Raw genomic sequence first — 24,175 nt, 5'->3', positions numbered from 1 at the left:
ACGGATTCCTTCGATGAGCCTCCGCGGCTTCTCCACCGCCAGCGCACGGCGCGAATTCGCGCTGCTGCGCACGCGCCCGTGGGACCTGGCCATGATCTCCTGGGTGCCGCTGCTCGCGGTGTTCCTGATCTGGTGGATCTTCTCGGCCGGACTGCCCGAGCGCCTGCCGATCGGCGTGCTCGACCAGGACCACTCCTCGCTCTCGCGGCAGGTGGTGCGCTTCCTCGACGCCACGCCCGGCCTGCGCGTGACACAGCGCTACAGCGACGAAGGCGAGATGGCGCGCGCGCTGACCAGCGGCGCGGTCGACGCGGCGGTGCAGCTGCCGCGTGAACTGAGCCGCGACGTGAAGCAGGGCCGCGTCGGCCAGATCGTGCTGCTGCACAACGCGCAACTCGGCACGCATTCGAGCCTGATCCAGCGCGACGTGCGCACCGCTGTGGGCACCGTCTCGGGCGGGGTCGAGCTCACGGTGCGCAACAAGCGCGGCGAGTCGATGAAGGCCGCGCGCGTGAGCATGGACCCGATCAAGGCGAGCATGGTGGCGCTATTCAACACGTCGACCGACTACGAGCAGTTCCTGGGTGCCGCGCTCATTCCGGCGCTGCTGCACATCCTGGCGATGACCGCCGGTGCCTGGGCCGTGGGCCGCGAGCTGCGCGACCGCAGCATCGGCGAATGGCTTGGCGCCGCGCCGCGCTGGCACGAGGTGCTGGCCGCGCTGGCGGGCAAGCTGGCGCTGCCGTTCGCGAGCCTCTCGGTGGTGGCGCTGGCGGCGATGCTGTGGATCACCGCGGGACGGGGCTGGCATCCGGTCGGCTCGCTCGGATGGACGCTCTTCGCGTTGGTCGTTTTCCTGGCGCTGTCGATCGCGCTGGGGGCCTTCGTGGCGGCGCTCACGCGTTCGCTGCGCACGGCCCTGTCGGCCACGGGCTTCATCACGGCGCCGGCTTTCGCGTTCGGCGGCGTGGGCTTTCCGCTGGTCGCGATGCCCGTGCTGGCGCAGGTCTGGGCCAACCTGCTGCCCTACACGCACTACATCCGCGTGCAGATGGAGCAGCTGCAGATGGGCGCGCCGGTGTCGTACTCGGTGGCGACGCCGCTGTGGATGGTGCTGGCCACGGGCGCGCTGCTTGCCGCGTGCGCTGCGGCGCTGGTAAAGGCCGCCAAGGCGCCCGAGAGCTGGGGTGGACGCTGATGGCTGAAGAACGGCTTCGCTTCAGCTCTGCATGGCGCGAAACCGCGCTGGCGGTGCTGCGCGACAAGGGCGTCCTGCTGATCATGCTGCTCGCGCCCATCATCTACGGCTTCTTCTATCCCTGGCCCTACGGCACGCAGGCCGTGACGCGCGTGCCGGTGGCGGTGGTCGACCAGGACCACACCGGCCTGTCGAGGCAGATCGCGCGCTTCGCGATGGCCAACCCGCGGCTGGACGTGCGCATGGTGACCGGCGACGTGGGCGAGGCGCAGCAGGCGCTGTGGCGCGGCGAGATCGAGGGCTACGCGCTGCTGCCGGCCGACCTGAAGCGCAGCGTGCTGCGCGGCACCTCTGCCGTCGTCACCATCGAGGGCAACGGCGCCTATGCGCTGCTCAACAAGGCGGTGCTGTACGGCTTCTCGGAGGCCGTCGGCACGGTGTCGGCGGGCGTCGAGATCCGCAAGCTGCAGGCCGGCGGCCAGAGCGCGATCCAGGCGGCGCGCAGCCGCAGTCCGCTCAACACGCAGCTCGTCGCGCTGTTCAACCCGACCGAGGGCTACGGCAGCTACGTGGTGCCGGCGGTGGCCCTGTTGATCCTGCAGCAGACGCTGCTGATGGGCGTGGCGATGCTCGCCGGCACCTGGGCCGAGGCCAGGCGGCTGCGGGCCTCCATGGGCGCCTGGCTGGGGCGGCTGGGAGCGCTCTCGGGCTTCGGCTTCCTGAGCGGCATCTTCTACTTCGGCTGGGTGTTCTTCCTGCAGGACTACCCTCGCGGAGGCAATCCGTGGGGAGCGCTGGTGCTGCTCGCGTTCTATGTGCCGGCGATCTGCACGCTGGGCCTGCTGCTGGGCTGCTGGTTCCGCGACCGCGAACGGGCCTTGCAGGTGCTGCTGTTCACCGCGCTGCCAATGGCTTTTCTGTCGGGTTTCTCATGGCCCGTGGAGGCCCTGCCGGAGCCGCTGCAGGCGCTGCGCTGGCTCTTTCCGAGCACTGCAGGCATCCAGGCCTCGCTGCGGCTCAACCAGATGGGCGCGCCGCTGCATGACGTGCTGCCCCATCTGGGCGTGCTGCTGTCGCTGACCCTGGCGGGCCTTTTGACGCTGCGGCTCGCCGCAACAACGCCGAAGCAGTCTTAGCGCCGGCTCTCGGCGGCCACGGCGCGCACCAGCCGCGTGGCGGGCGCCACCAGTTCGCGCAGATCGCCCGCGCGGTTCTGCTCGATGGCCTGCAGCACCAGTTCGTTGATGCCGCCCACCACCGTCATCGCCATCTCGCTCGTGAGATGCGCGGCGGGCTCTTCCGCGCTGCCGTTGCTGCTGGTGTTGATGGCGACCTGGATGAAATTGGCGATCTCGTCGTTCACCCGTCGCCGCACCACGAGCCCCGGCATTCCGAGGCCGAGGATCTCCACGAACAGCGTGCGCAGCAGCACCGGGTCTTGTGCGAGGTAGTCGAAATAGGCCGTCATCGCCTGCTCGACCTGCGCGTGCCACGGCTGCGCCGGGTCGAAGGCCTCGCTCACCGTCTGCAGCGCGAGGCGGCTGGCGGTTTCGTAGAGCGCGATCAGGCACTCGGTCTTGGTGCTGAAGTGCTCGTAGAAGGTACGGCGCGACACGGCGGCCTCGCGCACGATGTCCGCAATGGTGGTCTCGGCATAGCCCTTGGCCGCCACGGCATGCGCCATGCCCTGCAGCAGGCGTGCGTAGTGCTCGCTCCCGGCGCCCTCGGCGGGCCTGGGCGGAGCTGCTTTTTCGATGGTTTCGCTCATGGACGACACATTTTCCTACGCACGGGTACTTGACAGTACCAATTCACAATTGCAACATGGCAGCAAGCGGTACGAAGTTGTACCAGCAATCCCGCTCCACGCATTCAGTGCTTTTTCCGAGGCTTGTTCTCATGACCGATCTCGTTGTCCGCCGCCTGTTGATCGACCTGCAACCGCCCTTCGCCCGCGACTGGTGCGGCGGCGACGCATTCTCGACCGCTTTCTTCAACGCGCTGTCGATGAGCTTCCCCTTCGGCGAGCAGTTCTTCATCGACGCGGTGCGCGACGCCGTAGCTACGCTGCCGCCTGAGGTCCAGGAGCAGCACAAGGCCGATGTACGCGGCTTCATCGGGCAGGAAGCCACGCACCGGCGCATTCATTCGCTCTTCAACAACCATCTCGAGAACCAGGGCCTGATCGACCGCTGGACGGCCCGCGCCAGCAAGCGCATGGAACTGATGGAAGGCGCCGATCCACGCCATGCGCTGGCGGTGACGGCAGCCACCGAGCACTTCACGGCCATGTTCGCGGAATGGCTGCTGGCCCACCCCGAGGTCCTCGACGGGGCCGAGCCCCGGCTGCGCACCATGTGGCTGTGGCACAGCGCCGAAGAGCTCGAACACAAGAGCGTGGCCTTCGACATCTACAAGGCCGCGGGTGGCTCCGACGAATGGCGCACACGCTGGTTCCGGCGCGTCACGATGATGTTCCTGGGCGACCTGATGCGCCAGACCATCGACAACCTGCGCCACGAAAAGCAGCTGTGGAAGTGGTCGACCTGGAAGAGCGCCGCGCGCATCCTGCTGAGCCGCAACGGCCTGCTGCGCGGCAACCTCGCTGGCTGGCGCAGCTACCTGCGCGCGGACTTCCATCCGATGCAGCAGGACAGCAGCCTGTCGGAACGTTGGCTTGAGGACAACCGGGCGCAATACACGCCGGTGGGCGGAGCACCCGAGGCGGCGGCCGCGCGCTGACGGCGCCGGGGCGCACTCGATCGCTCAGAAGAAGGTGGCGCGGGTCGTCGTGTTGCCGCCCGCCTGCTGGTGCTCGGGGCGCATTTGCAGGTCGTGCAGGGTGTCGAAGTCCGAAGGAGCATCCGGCACCCGCATCACCACTTCCAGCTCGTGCATCGACGCAACCCAGCGGCCGGCCGGCGATTCGGCCGGCTCGTCGTTGGCGAACACGCCGTCGCGGATGTAGAGGGTTTCGCCCTCGGGGCGCTCGGCATGCAGCTCGATCAGGCGCGCGATCGAGAAGTTGTAGGTCACGAGCTTTTCGCGCGTCTTGCGGTCCTTGCCGCCGCAGTTGAACGAGCCTTCGGCAGCGATGACGATGCAGGAGCCATCCACGCCACCGTCCATGTCGATCTCGTTGCCGGAGCGCCAGATCGCGTTCGGCAGGCGCACGCGCACCTTGTCGATGACCAGGTCGCGCTGCTTGTTGAGGCTGCTCAGCGGCGGCACTAGCGAACGCAGCTGGCGCAGGCGCTCGGCGAAGTTGTCGTCCATCAGGAATTCGACGTGGTGCGTCGCGCTGCCGGAGGAGCGCCTGACCACCTGCATGACCACATGGCGCGACTTACCCATGGCAAGACCCCTTGGCAAAGGTTGAATTCCGTAGCCCGCAGGGGGTATGGACGACGTGGCAGCAATTCATTGGAAATCGGCTACTAGAAGGATTCTTGATTACATGCAATTACATGCATCATTTGTGTCCAACTGTATAGCGAATCCCAGGAATGGGGAAGGCCATTCCGTGACTTATGCACGAGGAAATGTCGCCAAAATGCCTCCGCGATGTGGTATCTGAGCACCCCATCGAGCGGCGAGCAGCCCTTATTCGAGGGCTTCGTCCAGCGCCTTGCACGAGGGCGCGCAGACGGTCTGCGACTTGCCCAGCACCTGGCGGGTGCGCAGCTGGGAGCGCACGCGGTGCTTGCCGCACATGAAGCACGACATGGTCGCCCCGCTGAACGACGCCGAGGCGCGGAACGGCGAACCCGGCGCCTTCGACTTGTAGCGCAGGCCGTCCGCCACCACTGCCGTCTTCACTTCACCCTTCGCCATGCATCTTGTCCTTGCTGTTCGGTTCGGCACGGCGCATTGCGCGTGCAATGGCTTCCCGGGCGCCGATTTCGGCCGCCAGGGAAGCGTCCAACGCCGAGCGGCAAAGCCCGGCGTGCTTGTAATTGAGGTTTTCGTACACCTCGGCCGCGGCCGGATACGCATCGAGCAGGCGACCTAGTTCGGCGCCCTGCTCGATGTCCTCGAACTCATGCACGAGGTGTTCGACCACGGAACGGTACTGCTCCGCCCCAACGGGTACGGCGCTGTGCTCAAGCTTTTCCAGCAGTTGCGCCAACACATGGGTCACTGCCAGATCGGTCCTGGAAGACGGATTATCGGTCGTGTTCATGGTCACCATCTGGGGGCAGCATACGCCTATGCAAGTGGCTGGTCGTACAGGGTTGTCTCCGGCTGGCCGGTCTTTTGCTGCGCCGAGCGCATCCGCTGCAGCAGGCTGTGGAGCATTTCGGTCGACAGCCCGTGGATCACCAGCCGGTGCCCCGCCCGCAGGGTCGACAGCGGCACCAGCGGGTGCTTGTTGTTGACCAGGATCAGGTGCTCCGGGGCGTTCAGGATCGTCGCCGCGTAGATGCCGATGGTCTCGTCCAGCTGCAGGGAGTTGGCGGCCCGCCAGAAATCGTTGTCCGTGAGCATCAGCTGGTAGAGCGGCGTGAACAGCTCGATGGCGCTTTGCAGGTCCAGGAAGTTCAGCCTGCCCTGGGGCATGTCCTCCAGGCGCAGCCCCGGCTCCTTGATCATCGAGAAATCGACCTTTTCCGCCTTGCACAGCGCCAGCCCCTTGTCGCGCAGCGCGGTGTTCAGCCTGATCACGAAGTTGAAGAGGTTCAGGTCGTGCTTCAGGAACATCTCGTCCTTCAGCGCGTCGATGTCGGCCGGCTCCAGCGGATTGGTGGCCACCGGCGCCGGCGAATTGCGCCCGATGAAGGCCAGGATCTGCGAGCCCAGGTGGAAGTGCCGCAGGATCAGCCAGTTGGCCTCCGGCGACACGAAGCGCTTCAGCCCCCAGGCCAGCAGCCGGTGCAGCAGGATCGAATGCGACCAGTTGCGCGGCACGAACACCTTCGCGATCTGGATCAGGATGATCGTCAGCCGCGCGATCGGCCTCAGGAACGGCAGCAGGTACTGCCTCGAGCCCGAGCTCGAATCGGCCAGCCAGGCGGACTTGACGTCGTCGGGCAGCGGCGTGCTCTGGTCGAGGTACAGCGCCAGCCAGGGGCTGGGGTCGCGCTCGTCGTGGGCTTGCTTCAGGAATTCAGGCGTTCGATCCATGGGGCATGCGTTGCGTGATGTGTTGGAACTGCATGAGGTACAGCGCGGCCGTGTGGCGCGCCGTCTCGACGATCTGGCTGGCGGCGCGCGACTGCCCTTCCACCGCCATCACCATCTCCACCGCCGTGAGCCAGCGGCTGAGGTGGTTTTCGTCGTTGTGGCCGTGGTATTCCAGGAAGCGGAAGGCATCCGGCGGCAGCTTCAGGCTGGCCTTGAGCAGCGGCAACAGCGCCGGCACGATGCGCTGGCCCGTGCCCTCGATGATGTAGATCGCGCCCAGCAGGCCGATCGGGTCGCGCGTGGCGGCCAGGCCGTGCAGATAAGCGTTGAGCGCCTCGCCGCCAGGGTTGCGGCGCAGCTCCTCGATGTTCTCCACCGTGCCGCCGGCCTTGCGGTAGTCGCTGAAGAGGATGTTGAAGTCGTTCTGCTCCTCGCCGGCGTGCACGCCGATCAGCGAGGCCAGCATCTGGTAGGGCTCGCTCAGCGAGGCTGCGCCCTCGCGCATCCACTTGCTGCCCTCGCGCACCTGGGGCACCCATTGCTCCATCCAGTTCAGGTAGTCGGGCACGGCGAAGCGGCGCTCGCGGATCTGGCGGACGAGCGGCGTGCGCCAGACACGCGAGCGGTAGTCGTGCCAGATGGCGGCCAACTCGGTCAGCAGCGCGCCCAGCCCCTCCGGCGCGGCGGCAGGGTCGTGCGGAGGCGCGATCACGAGGTCGTCGTCCGGCACGGCCGCGGCGCGTGGCACCACCGCGACGGGCGCCGCATCGACGGCCTCCACCTCCCACAGCATGTACGCCGCCATGAAGCGCCCCGACTCCGGCACGTAGCAGAAGATCTGCTCGCCCGGCTTCAGCGCCTTGGTGTGCAGGAACTCCGCCAGCATCACGAGGATCGACGCCGCGCCCGTGTTGCCGCGCCAAGCGAGGTTGCTCCACCAGCGCTCGCGCGGGATCGACAGGTCGGCCTTGGCCATCAGGTCCTCGACCACCGGGATGAATTTTTCCGAAGAGTAATGGCACAGGAAGTGGTCGACCCGCTTCGGGTCGACCCAGCCGTCGCGCACCAGCCCCGCGTATTCGTGGATGCCGATGTCGAACAGGTGCGGCAGCAACCGGATGTCCTGGCGCAGCGACAGCGCACCCGCCGCCTCGGCCTCGGCCCAGGAGCCGAAGTCGAGATGGCCGCGCGCGCGGTCTTCCGTCAGGCCCAGCTGCATGCAGACCGGGTAATCGCCCGAGAAGGCGCGCTGGTGCACCCATTTCAGCTTCAGCCGCAGGCCCGGCGAGCCGGCCAGGGCCGAGGCGCCATCGGACAGCAGCAGGGCCCCTGCCCCATCGGACAGCATCCAGCGCAGGAAGTGCGAGTCGAAGTCGGTCTCGTAGCCGCGCGCCGCGAAGCGCGAACGCTTGAAGAGGCGCGACGGCATCTCGCTGGCCACCGCCATCGCCGAGCGGTGCGCGCCCAGCTCGATGCCCTGCGCGGCGGTCTGGATCGCCGACACGCCCGCGGCGCAGATGCCGTGCACCGAGTGCGTCTCCATGGGCTGCGCCGCCAGCTCGCCCTGGATCATGTTGGCAAAGCCCGGCATCAGCGTGTCGCCGCCCGAGGAGCCGCTCGCCAGCAGCGACACCCGCGAGAGCTCGGCCCCGCCGCGCTGCAGGCAGTCGCGGATCGCGCCGGCCGCCAGTTGCGCATTGGTGTGCCGCGTCACGCCTTCGGCATCGATCGCGTAGTGCCGCGTGAGGATGCCGTTCTCCGCCAGGATGCGCCGCTTGATGCGCTCCGACATGCGGTTGAGCGGCGCGATGTACGCGTCCATGCGGTCGTTGGGGATGGGCTCGCCCGGCATGAAGTAGCCGGCGCCTTCGAGGTACACGCGTTGGAATGAAACAGGCATGGTTCAGAGAGTTGATGGATCGCGGGGCATCAGCGGGCGGCTGCGGAAACGCGGCCACACGGCCCCCAGCACGAAGATGCGCACCATGTAGGGCACCAGCCCGCCCTCGTTGAGCACGGGGTCCACCTGCGCGCGGTAGCGCGTGCGATGCAGGCGGGTGAGCTCGGACCAGTGGGCATGCGGGTTCTCGTGGTGTGCGGTGTGCAGGCCGATGTTGAACAGCAAGGGGTTCACCAGCCCTTCGAAATTGCGCGCGTAGTTCAACCGGCTACCCGCGGTATCGCGCGATGCCCCCGGCGCCTGATCCCGCACGGGTTTGCGGCCATCGGCGTGCGCGTGCTGCAGGTAGTTGGTCGCCAGCAGCCAGTGCAGGCCGTGCAGCTGCGGCACGATGACGAACAGCAGCGCCTTGCGCCAGTCGATCGCCAGCAGCACCGCCCAGCTCGCCAGCCACAGCGCGTACTGCGCCATGCAGTAGCGCCAGGCGCCGCGCCGGTGCCGCCGCAGCCGGGCGAGCCATGCGAAGAAAAGCGGCATCAGCACCCACACGGCCTGGAACGGGTGCAGCAGGTAACCCCAGAGGTGATTGGTATCGCCGCCGAAGCGGTAGGTGCGAGCCACGTCCTTCGGACCATGGCGATGGCGGTGATGGTTCGCGACGTGCGCGGGCCAGAACACGAAGGTCGGGTGGCCCTGCAGCAGCGTGATCCAGAAGTCGGTGAGCCTGTTCAGGCGCCGGCTGCGCCACATGCGCAGGTGCACGTGGTTGTGGTGGATCACGCCGACGCCCAGCGTCAGGAAGAGCATCAGCCCGTACAGCACCGCACTGAAGCCGTGGAACCACTGCCACGCCGCCAGCGCGGGCAAGGCAGCGAGATAGGCAAGGCTCTGCCAGTCGCGCCAGTGTCGCAACCTCGGCAGGCGGCGGCTCACCTCGGCCCCCGCTTCAGGCCGTGGTCGCGCCATGCTTCTTGCGGAAAGCCTGCAGAACCGGTTCGGCCGCGTCGGCCGCCACGCGCGTGCCGAACAGCCGGTCCATGAAGGTGAACTGGAAGCCGTAGTTGCCGTTGTGCACCGCGTGATGCAGGTGATGCCGGCGGCTCGCCGCGAACCAGTGGCTGTACGAGACGCCCGTGAAGAAGTCGTAGTTCGAATGCCCGACGCAGTTGAAGAACAGGCTGAACACCGGCACCGCCGCCAGCGACCAGAAGCTGAAGTCGTGCACCACCATCGGCAGCAGGATCACGTTGCCCAGCATCAGCGCCTCGACCGGGTGGAAGCTGTAGGTCGACCACGGCGTGGTCACGAACGAGCGGTGGTGCGGCCCATGGAAGCGCCGCAGCCAGCGCGTGTGCAGCAGCCGGTGGTTGATCCAGAAATGCACGTCGTTCCAGATCGCGAGCACGAAGATTTCCGCCACGATCTGCCGCCAGTCCGCGTCGGGATCGAGCCTCGCCCAGCCCAGCTGCAGCAGCCCCCACGGAAACACCATGCCCAGCCCGAAGATCAGCACCGACACGCCCGACTGCGTCAGCTCTCGCCGCAGCTGCCCCGGCTGCAGCGGCCGCGGATCGAGCACCCGCCCGACGCCCAGCGCCGGCAGAACGCGCTTGGTGAGCAGCCAAGTGGCCGCGCCGAAACAGAGATAGATCCCGCCGAAGAAAAGCAGGCCCCACAGCATGACCTGCGGGGCGGACAACGAGGTGAAGGTCTGCGCCATCCCCCGAGGCTACAACAGCATCTCGGGAACGATCGGCGCGATGAGCATGTTGTAGAAGCGCTTGAAGAAGCCGGACTCCGGCTCCGTGGTCAGGATCATTTCCTTCTCGCCGTCGTTGGTGAGCCACTCCAGGGTGCCGGTGTCCTTGGCCAGCCGCAGCCGGTAGGAGTTCTGCAGCTTGCTGATGTTGATGACACGCAGCATCTCGCGCGCCAACTGCGGGCTGTCGACTACCACCCCCATCTCGGTGTTCTGGCTGGCCGAGCGCGGATCGAGGTTCATCGAGCCGATGAAGATGCGTCTCTTGTCGATGGCGGCGGTCTTTGCATGCAGCCGCCCGAGCGACTTGCCGAACATGCCGAAGCGCTCGCCCGCCGTGGTGCGCTGCGGGCTCAGCTCGTACAGGTCGGCGCCGCTTTTCAACAGCTTCTCGCGGTAGCGCGCGTAGCCGGTGTGCACCAGCGGCTCGTCGTTGGCGGCCAGCGAGTTGGTCAGCAGCGTGAGCTTGACCTTGCGCCGGGCCAGGTCCTGGAACGCCTCCATGCCGCGCTCGCCCGGCACGAGGTAGGGCGAGGTCAGGTCGACCTCCGTCCGGGCATCCATCAGCAGCCCCCAGACCTGCATCGTGACGCTGGTGGAGATGGCCTCCTCGGCGGTCATCGTCTTCGGCTTGGTGGGCGGATCAGCGACCGCGCGCGCCTCACCCCACAGCAGCCCCATGCGCCCGGCGTCGAGTTCCTCGGAAATGGGGCCGTAGCCGAGGATGTCGGAGGGCGGCAGCACCACCTTCGGCGGCGGCGCGGCCATGCCCACCCAGCTGTCGAAGTCGGCACCGGTGGGCTTGCGGCCGCCCTCGCCCGTCACGATGTCGGCGATGGGCCAGACCTGCTCGCTGTTCCAGTAGGCATCGAAGATCGACTCGAGCTGCGGCACCACCTTGCCGACCACCAGCGCGTCCATGTCGATGAAGTTCTGCGCCTCGTTGAGCACGAAATACTCCTCGGAAATGTTGCGCCCGCCCACCACCGCCATCACGCCGTCGGCGATGAAGAGTTTGTTGTGCATGCGGTGGTTGAGCCGCGAAATCTCCCAGGGAGAGGCTGCGAAGCGCGACAGGAAGCCGTTGCGCCCGCAGCAGAACGGGTTGAACAGGCGCACGTCGACATTGGGCGTCTCCGACAGCGCCAGCAGCAACTGCTGGCTCTTCACCGTGTAGAGGTCGTCCACCAGCACCCGCACCTTCACGCCGCGCATCGCCGCCTCGCGCAGCGTGCGCAGCAGCAGGCGGCCGACCGGGTCGTTCTTCGAGCTGGTAGTACTGCACCACCAGCGAACGCTGGGCCCGCTGGGCGAGCTGGATGCGCGCGTCGAGCGAATACACGCCCAGCGGCATCAGCCGGAAGCCCGAATGCTCCTCGGGCGGCGTCGATGCGGCGGCGATCTTCGCCAGCATGGTCGAGGGGTCGGCGGAGGCGGCGAACTCCGCCGGGGCGCTCCCGCGCCGGTGGCAGCGAGCCGCAGGCGCCGAGCACGGCAATCAGCACGCCTGCGAGCGCGGCGCGCAGAAATGATCGGAGCCAGGCGTTCATGATGATGCTTCCATGAGGTCGTTTTCTTGTGGTTTTCTACCCTTGTCTTCATGCAGTACGCCTGCCGGTCCGCGCCGGTTTCAAGGCGCTTTCCGCCCCTTTTCAGGTCCCTTTTCGGGAAGGCTCCGGCCTAGAATTCGATCCACACCGCTGCGGAGTTACATCATGGCTCGTTCGCTCCCCCACCGCATCGCCTGCCTTGCCTTTTTTGCGGCTCTTACGACTACCGCCTGGGCCGCCCTAGACATCGGCGACCCGGTCCCCCAAGTTCACCGCCAACGCCGCGCTCGGCGGCAAGACCTTCCGCTATTCGCTGGCCGACGCGCTCGCCAAGGGCCCGGTGGTGGTGTATTTCTTCCCGGCGGCCGATTCCAGCGACTGCTCCATCGAGGCCCACGCCTTCGCCGAAGCCATCGACCAGTTCGCCGCGCTGGGCGCCAGCGTGATCGGCGTCTCGGCGGACGACATAGGTACCCTGTCGAAGTTCTCGGTCAAGTCGTGCCAGAGCCGCTTCCCGGTCGCCTCCGACGAAGGCAAGACCGTAATTCAAGGCTTCGACGCGCTGATGCAGACCCGGCCCGACTTCGCCAACCGCCTGTCATACGTGATCGCGCCGGATGGCAAGGTGGCCTATTACTACCAGAACCTCAATCCGGACAAGCATGTGGAGCGCATGCTGAATGCGGTGAAGGCGCTGCCGAAAAGGACCGCGGCCAAGTAGTTTCTGCGGGCCGAAGGGTTGCGCCGCGGGGCACCGGCGGTCTCCGTCTGCATCGCGCAAAATCCAGCCCCATGCAGCTCAACTACATCGCCAACGCGGACGTTCCGTCCTCCTCCGGCCGCACCCTGCCGGTCATCGATCCCTCCGACGGCCAGCCCTTCGACGAAATCCAGCGCAGCAACGCCGCCGACATCGATTCCGCCGTGCGCGCCGCGCGCGACTGCTTCGAGGGCGTGTGGCACAAGGTCAGCGCCGCCGACCGCGGTCGCCTGCTCTTCAAGCTCTCGCAGAAGATCGCCGAGCACGTCGACGAGCTCGCGCTGATCGAGCAGCGCGACTGCGGCAAGCCCGTCAAGCAGGCCCGCGCCGACGCGGTGGCGCTGGTTCGCTACTTCGAGTTCTATGCCGGCGCCTGCGACAAGCTGCACGGCGAGACCATCCCCTACCAGGACGGCTACAGCGTCTTCACCTGGCGTGAGCCGCACGGCGTGACCGGCCACATCATTCCCTGGAACTACCCGATGCAGATCTTCGGGCGCAGCGTGGGCGGCGCCCTGGCGGCGGGCAACGTGTGCGTGGTCAAGCCGGCGGAAGACGCCTGCCTCTCGCTGATCCGCGTGGCGCAGCTGGCGGCCGAGGTCGGTTTTCCGGCCGGCGCGCTGAACATCGTGACGGGCTACGGCCATGAAGTGGGCGACGCGCTCGCACGGCATGCCGGCATCGACCACATCAGCTTCACCGGCAGCCCGAAGATCGGCACGCTGATCCAGCAGGTAGCGGCCGAGCGGCACTGCCCGGTCACGCTGGAGCTGGGCGGCAAGAGCCCGCAGATCATCTTCGCGGACGCCGACCTGGACGCGGCCATTCCGGTGGTGATCAACGCCATCGTGCAGAACGCCGGCCAGACCTGCTCGGCGGGCTCGCGCGTTCTGATCCAGCGCGACATCTACGAGCCGCTGCTGGAACGCCTGGGCCACGCCTTCGAGGCGCTGCGCGTGGGCCCGGCGGCCATGGACCTCGACGTGGGCCCGCTGATCCGCCAGACGCAGCAGCAGCGCGTGTGGGACTTCCTGAGCGACGCGCAGCATGCCGGCATCCCGATGGTGGCGCAGGGCATCGTGGTCGAGGAAGCGCCCGAGACCGGCTTCTATCAAGCCCCCACCCTGCTGCGCGACGTGCCGGTCGACCACCGCCTGGCCCAGGAAGAAGTCTTCGGCCCCGTGCTCGCCGCGATGCAGTTCGCCGATGAAGACGAGGCCGTGGCGCTCGCCAACGCCACCCACTTCGGCCTGGTCGCCGGCGTGTGGACGGCCGACGGCTCGCGCCAGTTCCGCATGGCCAAGCGCGTGAAGAGCGGCCAGGTGTTCATCAACAACTACGGTGCCGGCGGCGGCGTCGAGTTGCCCTTCGGCGGCGTGAAGTCGTCCGGCTATGGCCGTGAGAAGGGCTTCGAGGCTCTGTACGGCTTTACGACGCTCAAAACCGTCGCCGTCAAGCACGGTTGAGCGCCTTGGCGCGCCGCTTGGGCAGGCGCGTCAACCCAGGGCGGTATCGAGCAGCATCATCAGCACGAAGCCGATCATCAGTCCGCTGGTGGCAAAGGCTTCGTGCCCCTTGCGGTGCGATTCGGGAATGATCTCGTGGCTGATCACGAACAGCATGGCGCCCGCCGCGAAGCCCAGCCCCCAGGGCAGCAGCATCGCCGAATGGCCGACCACGGCCGCGCCCAGCACGGCGCCCAGCGGCTCGACCAGCCCCGAGAGCATGCCGATCAGCACGGCGAAACCTCGGCTGTAGCCGGCGGCCAATAGCGCCACCGCGACCACCAGCCCCTCGGGCACGTCCTGGATCGCGATGCCGGTGGCCAGCGCGTCGGCGCGCAGTCCGTTGTTGGCCGCGTAGCCCACGCCGATGGCCAGCCCCTCCGGCACGTTGTGCAGCGCGATCGCGAACACGAAGAGCCAGGTGCGGCGCAGTTGCTTCGCGGCGTTGCCCTCGCGGCCCTTGATGAAGTGCTCGTGCGGCAGCACGCGGTCCAGCAGCATCAGGGCGATGCCGCCGAGCAGGATGGCGGAGCCGATCACCCCGCCCGCGGCCCAGCTTCCGCCGCCGAAGGTGCCCGCGTTCTTCGCGGCCTCGAGGCCCGGGATGATCAGCGAGAAGGCGCTGGCCGCGAGCATCACGCCGGCGCCGAAGCCGAACAGCGTGTCCTGCAGCCGCTGCGGCAGCTTCTGCGAGAACAGCACCGGCAGCGTGCCGAGCGCCGTCGCCAGCGCGGCGACCGAGCCGCCGAGCAAGGCGTTCCATACCAACAGATCGGATCGCACGAACTGCCAGAACTGCAGGCCACCCACCAACACGCCGACGGCGATGATGGCGAAGCCGATCCGTTCGCGCGTCGGGCGGGCCGGTTTCGGCTGCCGGCCGGCCACAGTCACCTGCTGGGGCTCGTTCATGGATTGCTCCTCAGCCACCGGTCGCGGCAGCGTGGCGCCGGGCCACTTCAGCCCAGGTCACGACGTTGAAGAAGGCCGCGATGTATTCGAGGCGGCGGTTCTGGTACTTGAGGTAGTAGTAGGTCTGGTGATGCTTGCCGTGGTGGATTTCCATGGTCTGCGCGTCGATGTGGGGTTCGAGCGCATCGAAGACGTAGGGCAAGGCTGGAAGGGTGTACGGCACGGTCAGGAAGCTCCTTGATCGAAGAGCCCTTTGCGTCGTGGACGTGCTGCGTACTCAGGCGTCCAAATGATAGGAATTCTCATTGTCCATGTCAAGACATATGAAGAGCAGATCGTGAGAATCAGCCATCCCAGACAGCCTCGGAAGCTTCCTGCAACGATCGATACACTGCCCTGCAGCACGTTTCCGGGAGATCTCAAACGATGAAGCTCGCTCGCATCCTTTCCCTCGCACTGCTTCTTTGCACCGGCCTCGCCGCCGCGGAGACCGCCACGCCGCAGGCCGGCGACTACATCTACGAAGGCGGCAGCGGCTCGCTGCGCGTCCAGGCCAGCGGGCACTTCGACATCACCACCATCGGCGCCAACGCCCACACCTGCGCGCTCGACGGCACCATTGCACGCGGCAGGTCCAAGCTCGACGACTCCGGATGCGTGGTGAGCTTCGCGGTGAACGCCGACAAGGTGGAGGTCACGACCAACGGCTCGGACCAGTGCCGCGGCTACTGCGGCATGCGCGCCGCCTTCGAGGGCACCTACATCCGCCCGATTCCCTCGTGCACCGAGAAGGCCGTGGCCGGCTCGCGCAAGGCTTTCAAGCGCCAGTACGACGCCAAGGACTACGCCGCTGCCCAGACCACCCTCGCCCCCGTGCTGTCGGACTGCGACAGGACCCTCGACTGGATCACCAAGGCCTGGCTGCGCAACGACCTCGCGCTCACGCAGTACAAGCTGAACGATCGCGCCGCCTGCCTCAGGACGCTGCAGCCGCTGGCCGAGGATGCCGCCCGCACCGACGACGGCATCAAGGAAAACTACCCGCCGGCCGACGCCGAAATATTCCTGCCGGTGGTCCGCGCCACGCGCACGAACCTCAAGCTCTGCCGCGGATAGATCCCCGGGAGTTCGACAAAGGCGGCAAGCAAGACCGCCGGACGGTTTCGGTTTTTCATCCACCACGAAAAGACGGAGACGACACCATGAGACTCTTGAAGCGCAATCTGCGCGCGGCCGTGCTCGGCCTGGGCCTGGCCCTTCCGCTGCTCGCGGCGGCGCAGCAATTGCCCACGGCCACACCCGAGCAGGTCGGCCTCTCGAGCGAGCGCCTGCAGATGCTCGGCAACGTCCTCAAGGCCGACGTGGCCGCCAGCAAGATCCCGGGCGCGGTGCTGCTGGTGGCGCGCCAGGGCAAGGTGGCGTGGTTCGAGCCCGTCGGCAAGCTCGACAGCGCCGCCGGCACGCCGATGCCGCGCGACGGCATCTTCCGCATCTATTCGATGAGCAAGCCCATCACCACAGTGGCCGCGATGATGCTGGTGGAAGACGGCCGCCTGAAGCTCGACGACCCCATCTCGGCCTACCTGCCCGAATTCGCCACCATGACCGTGGGCGTCGAAAAGCCGGGCGCCGACGGCAAGCCGGTGCTCGAAACCGTGCCCGCGCGCCGCCCCATCACCGTGCAGGACCTGATGCGCCACACCTCGGGCCTGACCTACGGCTTCTTCGGCCCCGGCCTCGTCAAGCAGGCCTACAACACCGCCAATCTGGGCGCGGGCGACCCCACGCTGGCCGAGTTCTCACAGCGCCTGGCGAAGCTGCCGCTGGCCTACCAGCCCGGCACGACCTGGGACTACAGCCAGTCGACCGACGTGCTCGGGCGCGTGATCGAGGTGGTCTCGGGCCAGCCGCTCTACCAGTTCGAGAAGGCCCGGCTCTTCGACCCGCTGGGCATGAAGGACACCACCTACTACGTGCCCGAGCCGGCACGCCAGGCGCGCATTGCCGAGCCGCTGCCCAGCGACCGCAGCTTCGGCGTCGGCGCCGACTTCAACGACCCGCGCATCGTGCGCAAGTACGAATCTGGCGGCGGCGGGCTGGTGTCGACCGCCAACGACTACGCCCGCTTCCTGCAGATGCTGATCAACGGCGGCTCGCTCGACGGCAAGCGCTACCTCGGCCCGCGCACCATCGCCCTGATGACCGCCGACCACTCCAACGCGGGCGCCGGCATCGTGCCCGGCCCGCTGTACCTGCCGGGCCCCGGCTACGGCTTCGGCCTGGGCTTTGCGGTGCGCCGCAACGACGGCGAGGCGCCCTACCCCTCGGCGGGCGGCGAATACAACTGGGGCGGCGCGGGCGGCACCTACATGTGGGTCGACCCGAAGAACGAGATGTTCGTGGTGCTGATGCTGCAGTCGCCGAAATTCAGGACACATTACAGAACATTGACCCGGGACATGATTTATGCGGCGATGATCAAGTAGCCTGTGCTGCGCAGGCCCTTGGAGCCTGGCGCAAAATCAGGCCCCGCCTCGTGAACCCATGAAGAACAGCAGCAACAGCACCGTCATTCCGATCTCCAGCATCGGCCGCGCACGCCCCGCGGTGGCCGTGCCGGAAGTCGCCGTGCCCGCCACCGGCATGCTGCTCGACCGGCTGGGCCGGCCCCTGACCGACCTGCGCATCAGCGTGACCGACCGCTGCAACTTCCGCTGCAGCTACTGCATGCCCAAGGACGTGTTCGACAAGGACTACAAGTACCTGCCGCACAGCGCCCTGCTTAGCTTCGAGGAAATCACCCGGCTGGCCCGCCTCTTTGCCGCGCACGGCACGCGCAAGATCCGGCTGACCGGCGGCGAGCCGCTGCTGCGCAAGAACATCGAAGGCCTGGTCGAGCAGCTCGCCGAAATCCGCACGCCATCCGGCGAGCCGCTGGCGCTGACGCTCACAACCAACGGCTCCCTGCTCGCACGCAAGGCCGCCCAGCTGCGCGCCGCCGGCCTGCAGCGCGTGACGGTGAGCCTGGACAGCCTCGACGACGCCGTGTTCCGGCAGATGAACGACGTCGATTTCCCGGTGGCCGACGTGCTCGCGGGCATCGACGCGGCGCTGGCCGCGGGCCTGGGACCGGTCAAGGTCAACATGGTGGTCAAGCGCGGCACCAACGAGCAGGAAATCCTGCCGATGGCGCGCTACTTCCGCACCCACCATGCAGGCAAGGTGGTGCTGCGCTTCATCGAATACATGGACGTGGGCGCCACCAACGGCTGGCGCATGGACGAGGTACTGCCCTCGGCCGACGTCATCACGCGCATCCATTCCGAATTCCCGCTCGTGCCGCTGGGCGCCACCACGCCCGGCGAGACCGCCAAGCGCTGGGCCTATGCCGACGGCAAGGGCGAGATCGGCGTCATCAGCAGCGTCACCCAGGCCTTCTGCCACGACTGCAGCCGCGCGCGGCTCTCGACCGAGGGCAAGCTGTACCTGTGCCTCTTCGCCAGCGCCGGCCACGACCTTCGCCCGCTGCTGCGCGGCAGCGCGAGCGACGAGGACATCGCCTCGGCCATCGGCCACATCTGGCAGGGCCGCGCCGACCGCTATTCCGAATTGCGCGCCCTGCACGGTCCGGAAAGCGACGGCGGCGCCCACGACAAGGCACCGCGCCGCGTCGAGATGAGCTACATCGGCGGATGAGGCGGGCGGTCGCCATGCCCGCGCACGCCGTCATCGCGCCTGCCGACATCACGGGGCTGCTGCTGGCCGGCGGACGCGGCTCGCGCATGGGCGGCATCGACAAGGGGCTGCAGCCCTTCAACGGGGAGCCGCTGGCGCTGCATGCGATGCGGCGGCTGGCGCCGCAGGTCGGCGCGCTCATGCTCAATGCCAATCGCAACCTCGCCGAATACGAGGCCCTCGGCGTGACGGTATGGCCCGACAGCCTCGCGGATTACCAGGGCCCGCTGGCGGGCTTCCTGGCCGGGCTGGAGCACTGCACCACGCCCTGGCTGCTGACCGTACCCTGCGACACCCCGCTGTTCCCGCCCGACCTCGCCGCCCGGCTCGCCGAAGCCGCCATAGCCGGCCAGGCCGACATCGCCGTGGCCGCCGCCCCGGAGGCCACCGAAGATGGCTTCGCACTGCGGCCCCAACCCGTCTTCTGTCTGCTGCGCGCCGAACTGCGCGACAGCCTGCTTCGCTACACCGCCGCCGGCGGCCGCAAGGTCCATGCATGGATCTCGCAGCACCGCGCGGTGCACGTGCCCTTCGACCGTCCCGGCGACGCGCCCGACGCCTTCTCCAACGCCAATACCCTGGCCGAACTGCACGCCCTCGAAAACCGATGAGCCGCATTGCCGACATCGCCTCTTCAGCCCTCGCGGGCCACGATGCCGCCGCCGACCTGAGCGTCGAGGCGGTCCACGCCTTTCTCGCCCAGTTGACGGCCACCGCCGTCGTCAGCCAGAGCGAGAGCATCTCGCTGTTCGATGCCCTGGGCCGCGTGCTGGCCGAGGACATCGTCTCGCCCGTCAGCGTGCCGCCGCACGACAACTCCGCCATGGACGGCTACGCCTTCGACGGCGCCGTGCTGCCGGACAACGCTCCCATCGACGCTTCCGTCACGCTGCGTGTGGCAGGCACGGCGCTGGCGGGCTCGGCATGGCGCGGCGCGCTCGGGCCGGGCGACGCGGTGCGCATCATGACCGGCGCGATGATGCCGGCGGGCCTCGACACCGTCATTCCACAGGAGTTCTGCAAGGTCGACGGCGACCGCGTGTGCTTCCCGGCCAGGGTGCTGCGCCGCGGCGACAACCGCCGTTTCGCCGGCGAAGACCTCACGAAGGGCCAACCCGCGCTGCGCAAGGGCGAGCGCCTCTCGCCCGCCGCGCTCGGCATGGTCGCGAGCCTGGGCCTGCCGGGCGTGCCAGCGCTGCGGCGGCTGCGGGTGGCCTGCTTCTCCACCGGCGACGAGATCCTGAGCCTGGGCGAAGCGCCGCGCGAAGGCGCGGTCTACGACAGCAATCGCTACACCGTGTTCGGCCTTCTCGCCCGGCTGGGCTGCGAGGTCGTCGATCTAGGCCTGGTGCGCGACGACCCCGTCGCGCTGGCCGCCACGCTTCAGCGCGCCGCGCGCGAGGCCGACGCCATCATCACCAGCGGCGGCGTGAGCGCCGGCGCGGCCGACCACACCCGCGAGGTGATGCAGAAGCTGGGCGACATGGCTTTCTGGCGCGTGGCGATGCGGCCGGGACGCCCGCTGGCGGTCGGGCTGATCCCGCGCGAGAACTCGCCGCAGCCTGCCGTGCTCTTCGGCCTGCCGGGCAATCCGGTGGCCGTGATGGTCGCCTTCCTCGCCTTCGTGCGGCCGGCGCTGCTGCGCATGATGGGCTGCCATGAAGCGGCAGCCGCGCCGCCGCCGTTGCTGCGTGCACGCACCAAGGGCCCGATCCGAAAGAAGCCGGGCCGCACCGAATATCAACGCGGTTTCGTGAAGACCGTGCCCGGCGCGCTGCCGGAGGTGTGCGTGGCGGCCAATCAGGGCTCGGGCGTGCTGAGCTCGATGCTCGAGGCCAACGGGCTCGTGGTGCTGCGCCATGACCAGGGGAGCGTGGCCGCGGGCGAAGAAGTGGACGTAATGATGTTCGACGGGAACATCTAGCACTCCCCCAGGCTTCGCGCACTTCGTGTCGCTTCGCCAACCCCCTCGCCGGGGGCGACACCGGAGGACCGGCTGAGCCGGTTCCTCGGTGTCCCTGGTATGGGGCGCATCGGGCCCCGGCTCGATCAGATTCGGCCGAGGGCCTTGTCCACGCCCTTGTTGGCCAGCATGTCGGCGCGCTCGTTGCCCGGGTCGCCCGAGTGGCCCTTGACCCAGCGCCATTCGATCTGGTGGCCGCCCTCGTTCACCAGCTTGTCGAGCCGCTTCCAGAGCTCGGCGTTCTTCACCGGCTCCTTGCTGGCGGTGATCCAGCCCTTGGCCTTCCAGCCGCGGATCCACTCGGTGATGCCCTTGCGCACGTACTGGCTGTCGAGATACAGCAGCACCTTGCAGGGCCGCTTGAGGGCGGCGAGGCCCTCGATGACCGCGGTGAGTTCCATGCGGTTGTTGGTGGTGTTGAGTTCACCGCCGAACAGTTCCTTCTCGCTTGCACCCGACTTGAGCCACGCGCCCCAGCCGCCGGGGCCGGGATTGCCCTTGCAGGCGCCATCGGTGTAGATCACGACTTCGTTCAAACCAGCTTTTCCTTCTTCTTCATCTCTGTAGATATCGATTTCAACGTGAATTCTTGTTGGGCTCGCCGCTGCGGTGCACCTTGCCGGCAATCGGCACGGGCGCCGTGGCTCGTGCTCCCGCACGGCGCCAGTCGGCGCTCAGCAGGCGCATGCCGCGCACCCGCTTCACCGCGACCAGGAAGTAGGCCGCGCCGAAGATGGGCCACCAGCGCTCGCCGGCGGCGTCCATCCAGCGCGATCGCTCCAGCCAGGCCTCGCTGCGCACCGCCGGCCGGTAGATGCCGAAGCGGCCCGACTCGACCTCGAAGCTCAGCAGGCGCAGCCAGTCGCGCATGCGCCAGTAGCCGATGAACTCCCCGCCCTCGGGCAGGTAGAGATCGCCGATGCCGAGCCGGCGATAGATGTGCGCGCGGCGCTGCCGCATGCCCCAGAGGCTCGCCGGGTTGAGCCCGCAGATCACCACGCGGCCCTCGGGCACCAGCACGCGCTCGACTTCGCGCAGGGTGGCGTGCGGGTCGGGGCTCAGTTCGAGCGCGTGCGGCAGCACCACCAGGTCGAGGCTGTTGGCCGCGAACGGCAGCGCCGCGAAGTCGGTCAGCAGCGTCGCCTTGCCGCCGCGGGCCGGGTCGTCCAGCGCCAGCCAGCGGTGCGGCATGCGGTTGGCGCGCAGGGCGTCGACCTCCGCGGCCCCCAGCTGCAGCGCGTGATAGCCGAATACATCGGCCACCGCCTGATCGAACTGGGCCTGCTCCCAAGCCAGCAGGTACCGCCCCGGGGGGGTCGCGAACCAATCCTGCAAACCTATAATTTGACCGCTCATGACCCTTGTTCCGCTGCCTGCCTTCGCTGACAACTACATCTGGATGCTGCACGACGGGCTCCACGCCATCGTGGTGGATCCGGGCGATGCCCAACCGGTGTTCGACGCGCTGGCGCGCCACAAGCTGCAACTGGCCGCGATTCTAGTCACGCACCATCACCCCGATCACACGGGCGGCGTGGCCGTGCTGCATGCAGCCACCGGCGCGCAGGTGTGGGGCCCTGCCCGCGAGCGAATTCCCGAGCCCTTCACGCCGCTTGCCCAGGGCGACGTTGCCGAAGCGCTCGGCCTGCGCTTCGAGGTCATCGACGTGCCGGGCCATACGGCGGGGCACATCGCGTACTACCTGCCCGCCGCGCAAACCGCGCCCGGCGACGCACCGCTGCTCTTCTGCGGCGACACGCTCTTCTCCGGCGGCTGCGGGCGCCTCTTCGAAGGCACGCCCGCGCAGATGCTGGCCTCGCTCGACACGCTGGCCGCATTGCCCGGCGACACGCGCGTGTGCTGCGCGCACGAGTACACACTTTCTAACCTGCGTTTCGCGCAGGCGGTGGAACCGGCCAACGCCGAGCTGACTCACTACAACGCGCGCTGCGAAAGCCTGCGCGCGCAGGGGCAGCCCACGCTGCCGTCCCAACTGGCGATCGAACGCCAGGTCAACCCCTTTCTTCGCAGCCGCGAAGCCACTGTCCTTCGAGCGGTGCGTGCCCACGCCGAGCTTGCTGCCGATGCAGCCGAGGCCGACGTGTTCGCCGCATTGCGCCAATGGAAAAACGACTTCCGATGAAACTGATCGCTGCCACCTGCATTGCAGGTTCACTGGTGCTCGCGGGCTGCGCGGGCACGAACAACAGCTCCTCGCCCTCCTCCTCTTCTTCCCCCTCCTCGTCGTCGCAGGCCGGCGGCACCGGCTCCAAGGTCGCCGGCAGCGCGGCCCCCGTCTATCCGCGCGACGCACTCTCCCCGCTCACCAGCGGCCAGGCCCGTTCGCAGAGCGTCGTCACGCTCGCGCCGCCGGTCGACATGTGGGATCGCATCCGCCGCGGCTTCAAGATGCCGGACCTCGACAACGACCTGGTGCGCGACCGCGAGCAGTGGTATGCCAGCAGGCCGGACTACATCCAGCGCATGACGGAGCGCTCGAACAAGTACATCTTCCACATCGTCGAGGAACTCGAGCGGCGCAACATGCCGACCGAGCTGGCGCTGCTTCCCTACATCGAGAGCGCGTTCAACCCGCAGGCCATCTCCAGCGCGCGCGCCGCGGGCATGTGGCAGTTCATGCCGGCCACCGGCAACGACTTCGACCTGAAGCAGAACATCTTCCGCGACGACCGCCGCGACGTGGTGGCCTCCACCCGCGCCGCGCTCGACTACCTGCAGAAGCTCTACGGCATGTTCGGCGACTGGCAGCTCGCCCTTGCCGCCTACAACTGGGGTGAAGGCAGCGTGAGCCGCGCCATCGCCAAGAACCAGCGCCTGGGCCTGCCCACCACCTACAGCGACCTCACCATGCCCGCCGAGACGCGCATGTACGTGCCCAAGCTGCAGGCGGTGAAGAACATCGTGGCGAATCCGCAGGCCTTCAACACCGAGCTGCCGCTGATCGCCAACCACCCCTACTTCCAGACCGTCACGCTCACGCGCGACCTCGACGTGGAGTTGGCAGCCAAGCTGGCCGACGTGCGCCTCGAGGACTTCCGCGCGCTGAACCCGGCCGCGCACAAGCCGGTGCTGATCGCCGCCGGCACGCCGCAGATCCTGCTGCCGTGGGACAACGCGGCCGTGTTCCAGCGCAACTTCGACGCCTACTCGCAGGGCCAGTACGCCAGCTGGACCGCCTGGGTCGTGCCCAACACCATGACGGTGGCCGACGCCGCCCAGCGATCGGGCATGAGCGAGAACGACCTGCGCTCCATCAACAACATCCCGCCGCGCATGCTCATCAAGGCGGGCTCGACGCTGATCGTGCCGCGCGGCGCCCGCGTGAAGGAAGACGTGGCCGCCGTGGTGGCCGATGGCGGCCACCTGAGCTTCCAGCCCGAGATCGTCACGCGCCGCACGACCGTGAAGGCCGGCCGCGCCGACAGCGTCGCGAGCATCGCGCGCCGCTACAACCTCAAGCCTGCCAACGTGGCCGAATGGAACGACGTGGCGCCGAACCATTCGTTCAAGCGCGGCTACAGCGTGGTGGTGTACCTGCCCGTGCGCGCGACGGTGGCTGCCCGCGCAGGCACCGGCATCCGCGCCACCTCGCATGCCGCGGCACCGGCTTCCAATCGCCGTGGCGGCGCGCCTTCGAAGGCTGCCGCTCCGCGCGGCGCCGGCAGCGTCGTCAAGGTGCCTGCCAGCAGCAAGCAGCAGGTGGTGCGCGAGAAGCGCGGCGGCACGCCGTCCAAGAAGAAGCGCTGAA

Annotated in this window: 22 protein-coding genes and 4 pseudogenes; 12 read left to right on the top strand and 14 right to left on the bottom strand. The window is 68.0% G+C overall.

The features are described 5' to 3' along the window. Window positions 1–13: 13 nt before the first annotated feature. Together ACHMXA_RS16750 and ACHMXA_RS16745 are read left to right on the top strand one after the other, a co-directional pair. On the top strand, window positions 14–1,198 hold the full coding sequence (locus ACHMXA_RS16750; RefSeq protein ID WP_395315863.1) for an ABC transporter permease: 1,185 nt from the start codon (window positions 14–16) through the stop codon (window positions 1,196–1,198). Continuing rightward, window positions 1,198–2,334, top strand: a complete 1,137-nt coding sequence (locus ACHMXA_RS16745; RefSeq protein ID WP_395315862.1) for an ABC transporter permease — start codon at window positions 1,198–1,200, stop codon at window positions 2,332–2,334. The genes ACHMXA_RS16750 and ACHMXA_RS16745 overlap by 1 nt, the downstream gene beginning before the upstream one ends. On the opposite strand, the gene ACHMXA_RS16740 is transcribed toward ACHMXA_RS16745, so the two are convergent. After that, window positions 2,331–2,966 (bottom strand): TetR/AcrR family transcriptional regulator, encoded by a 636-nt coding sequence (locus tag ACHMXA_RS16740; RefSeq protein ID WP_395315861.1) that lies wholly within the window; start codon window positions 2,964–2,966, stop codon window positions 2,331–2,333. The two genes, ACHMXA_RS16745 and ACHMXA_RS16740, sit on opposite strands and share 4 nt — an antisense overlap. A 131-nt stretch (window positions 2,967–3,097) precedes the next feature. On the opposite strand from ACHMXA_RS16740, the gene ACHMXA_RS16735 reads away from it, so the two are divergent. Beyond that, window positions 3,098–3,940 carry a metal-dependent hydrolase gene (locus ACHMXA_RS16735; protein ID WP_395315860.1) on the top strand — a complete coding sequence of 281 codons (843 nt, stop codon included), beginning with the start codon at window positions 3,098–3,100 and terminating at the stop codon, window positions 3,938–3,940. 24 nt (window positions 3,941–3,964) lie between these two features. Here the strand turns inward: ACHMXA_RS16735 and ACHMXA_RS16730 are convergent, their stop codons facing one another. From ACHMXA_RS16730 to ACHMXA_RS16695, 8 genes and pseudogenes are all read right to left on the bottom strand, one after another. Beyond that, complete coding sequence (locus ACHMXA_RS16730) at window positions 3,965–4,552, bottom strand: hypothetical protein (RefSeq protein ID WP_176663705.1); 588 nt, start codon at window positions 4,550–4,552, stop codon at window positions 3,965–3,967. 249 nt (window positions 4,553–4,801) lie between these two features. Continuing rightward, a complete protein-coding gene (locus ACHMXA_RS16725) occupies window positions 4,802–5,032 on the bottom strand; it encodes a hypothetical protein (RefSeq protein ID WP_019653008.1) in 231 nt (76 codons plus the stop codon). Beyond that, window positions 5,019–5,390: a hypothetical protein gene (locus tag ACHMXA_RS16720; protein WP_176663704.1), complete on the bottom strand. Its 372-nt coding sequence runs from the start codon at window positions 5,388–5,390 to the stop codon at window positions 5,019–5,021. Before ACHMXA_RS16720 ends, ACHMXA_RS16725 begins: the two co-directional genes overlap by 14 nt. Before the next feature lie 17 nt (window positions 5,391–5,407). After that, window positions 5,408–6,322 (bottom strand): DUF6999 family protein, encoded by a 915-nt coding sequence (locus ACHMXA_RS16715; RefSeq protein ID WP_395315859.1) that lies wholly within the window; start codon window positions 6,320–6,322, stop codon window positions 5,408–5,410. Further along, window positions 6,306–8,222 carry an iron-containing redox enzyme family protein gene (locus ACHMXA_RS16710; RefSeq protein WP_395315858.1) on the bottom strand — a complete coding sequence of 639 codons (1,917 nt, stop codon included), beginning with the start codon at window positions 8,220–8,222 and terminating at the stop codon, window positions 6,306–6,308. Before ACHMXA_RS16710 ends, ACHMXA_RS16715 begins: the two co-directional genes overlap by 17 nt. Before the next feature lie 3 nt (window positions 8,223–8,225). Beyond that, window positions 8,226–9,188 carry a fatty acid desaturase family protein gene (locus ACHMXA_RS16705; RefSeq protein WP_395315857.1) on the bottom strand — a complete coding sequence of 321 codons (963 nt, stop codon included), beginning with the start codon at window positions 9,186–9,188 and terminating at the stop codon, window positions 8,226–8,228. Further along, window positions 9,169–9,942 (bottom strand): sterol desaturase family protein, encoded by a 774-nt coding sequence (locus ACHMXA_RS16700; protein ID WP_395315856.1) that lies wholly within the window; start codon window positions 9,940–9,942, stop codon window positions 9,169–9,171. The genes ACHMXA_RS16705 and ACHMXA_RS16700 overlap by 20 nt, the downstream gene beginning before the upstream one ends. Window positions 9,943–9,951: 9 nt before the next feature. Next, window positions 9,952–11,531, bottom strand: a pseudogene (locus tag ACHMXA_RS16695) (phospholipase D family protein). A gap of 165 nt (window positions 11,532–11,696) precedes the next feature. Here ACHMXA_RS16695 and ACHMXA_RS16690 point away from each other — a divergent pair. Both ACHMXA_RS16690 and ACHMXA_RS16685 read left to right on the top strand, forming a co-directional pair. Continuing rightward, a pseudogene (locus tag ACHMXA_RS16690) lies at window positions 11,697–12,252 on the top strand (peroxiredoxin). Window positions 12,253–12,323: 71 nt separating this feature from the next. After that, window positions 12,324–13,757 (top strand): aldehyde dehydrogenase family protein, encoded by a 1,434-nt coding sequence (locus ACHMXA_RS16685; RefSeq protein WP_176663695.1) that lies wholly within the window; start codon window positions 12,324–12,326, stop codon window positions 13,755–13,757. A gap of 30 nt (window positions 13,758–13,787) precedes the next feature. On the opposite strand, the gene ACHMXA_RS16680 is transcribed toward ACHMXA_RS16685, so the two are convergent. From ACHMXA_RS16680 to ACHMXA_RS16670, 3 genes and pseudogenes are all read right to left on the bottom strand, one after another. After that, the gene (locus tag ACHMXA_RS16680; protein ID WP_395315855.1) at window positions 13,788–14,708 is read right to left on the bottom strand and encodes a ZIP family metal transporter; all 921 of its coding nucleotides are present in this window, start codon (window positions 14,706–14,708) and stop codon (window positions 13,788–13,790) included. A 10-nt stretch (window positions 14,709–14,718) separates the two neighbouring features. After that, a pseudogene (locus ACHMXA_RS16675) lies at window positions 14,719–14,814 on the bottom strand (Fe-Mn family superoxide dismutase); the annotation flags it as partial. Between the two features lie 12 nt (window positions 14,815–14,826). Next, a pseudogene (locus ACHMXA_RS16670) lies at window positions 14,827–14,931 on the bottom strand (superoxide dismutase [Mn]); the annotation flags it as partial. Window positions 14,932–15,134: 203 nt separating this feature from the next. Here ACHMXA_RS16670 and ACHMXA_RS16665 point away from each other — a divergent pair. From ACHMXA_RS16665 to glp, 5 genes are all read left to right on the top strand, one after another. Beyond that, on the top strand, window positions 15,135–15,824 hold the full coding sequence (locus ACHMXA_RS16665) for a hypothetical protein (protein WP_395315854.1): 690 nt from the start codon (window positions 15,135–15,137) through the stop codon (window positions 15,822–15,824). An 86-nt stretch (window positions 15,825–15,910) separates the two neighbouring features. Beyond that, window positions 15,911–17,194, top strand: a complete 1,284-nt coding sequence (locus ACHMXA_RS16660) for a serine hydrolase domain-containing protein (protein ID WP_395315853.1) — start codon at window positions 15,911–15,913, stop codon at window positions 17,192–17,194. 58 nt (window positions 17,195–17,252) lie between these two features. Continuing rightward, entirely contained in the window at window positions 17,253–18,404 is a 1,152-nt protein-coding gene (gene moaA / locus ACHMXA_RS16655) for a GTP 3',8-cyclase MoaA (RefSeq protein ID WP_395315852.1), read from the top strand. A gap of 14 nt (window positions 18,405–18,418) precedes the next feature. Then, entirely contained in the window at window positions 18,419–19,054 is a 636-nt protein-coding gene (gene mobA / locus ACHMXA_RS16650; protein WP_395315851.1) for a molybdenum cofactor guanylyltransferase MobA, read from the top strand. Beyond that, entirely contained in the window at window positions 19,051–20,367 is a 1,317-nt protein-coding gene (gene glp / locus ACHMXA_RS16645; RefSeq protein WP_395315850.1) for a gephyrin-like molybdotransferase Glp, read from the top strand. Before mobA ends, glp begins: the two co-directional genes overlap by 4 nt. A gap of 125 nt (window positions 20,368–20,492) precedes the next feature. Here the strand turns inward: glp and rnhA are convergent, their stop codons facing one another. Next, window positions 20,493–20,942 (bottom strand): ribonuclease HI, encoded by a 450-nt coding sequence (gene rnhA, locus ACHMXA_RS16640; RefSeq protein ID WP_176663687.1) that lies wholly within the window; start codon window positions 20,940–20,942, stop codon window positions 20,493–20,495. Window positions 20,943–20,982: 40 nt separating this feature from the next. Next, the gene (locus ACHMXA_RS16635) at window positions 20,983–21,762 is read right to left on the bottom strand and encodes a class I SAM-dependent methyltransferase (protein WP_256098897.1); all 780 of its coding nucleotides are present in this window, start codon (window positions 21,760–21,762) and stop codon (window positions 20,983–20,985) included. On the opposite strand from ACHMXA_RS16635, the gene gloB reads away from it, so the two are divergent. Further along, window positions 21,761–22,549, top strand: coding sequence for a hydroxyacylglutathione hydrolase (gene gloB, locus ACHMXA_RS16630; RefSeq protein ID WP_395315849.1), 789 nt, complete (start codon window positions 21,761–21,763; stop codon window positions 22,547–22,549). The two genes, ACHMXA_RS16635 and gloB, sit on opposite strands and share 2 nt — an antisense overlap. Next, window positions 22,546–24,174, top strand: a complete 1,629-nt coding sequence (locus ACHMXA_RS16625) for a transglycosylase SLT domain-containing protein (protein WP_395315848.1) — start codon at window positions 22,546–22,548, stop codon at window positions 24,172–24,174. Before gloB ends, ACHMXA_RS16625 begins: the two co-directional genes overlap by 4 nt. Window position 24,175: the final 1 nt, after the last annotated feature.

The sequence above is a fragment of the Variovorax sp. UC74_104 genome (assembly GCF_044055375.1).
In the GTDB taxonomy this organism is placed as follows: domain Bacteria; phylum Pseudomonadota; class Gammaproteobacteria; order Burkholderiales; family Burkholderiaceae_C; genus Variovorax.
This window is presented reverse-complemented; position numbering and strand designations above follow the sequence as displayed.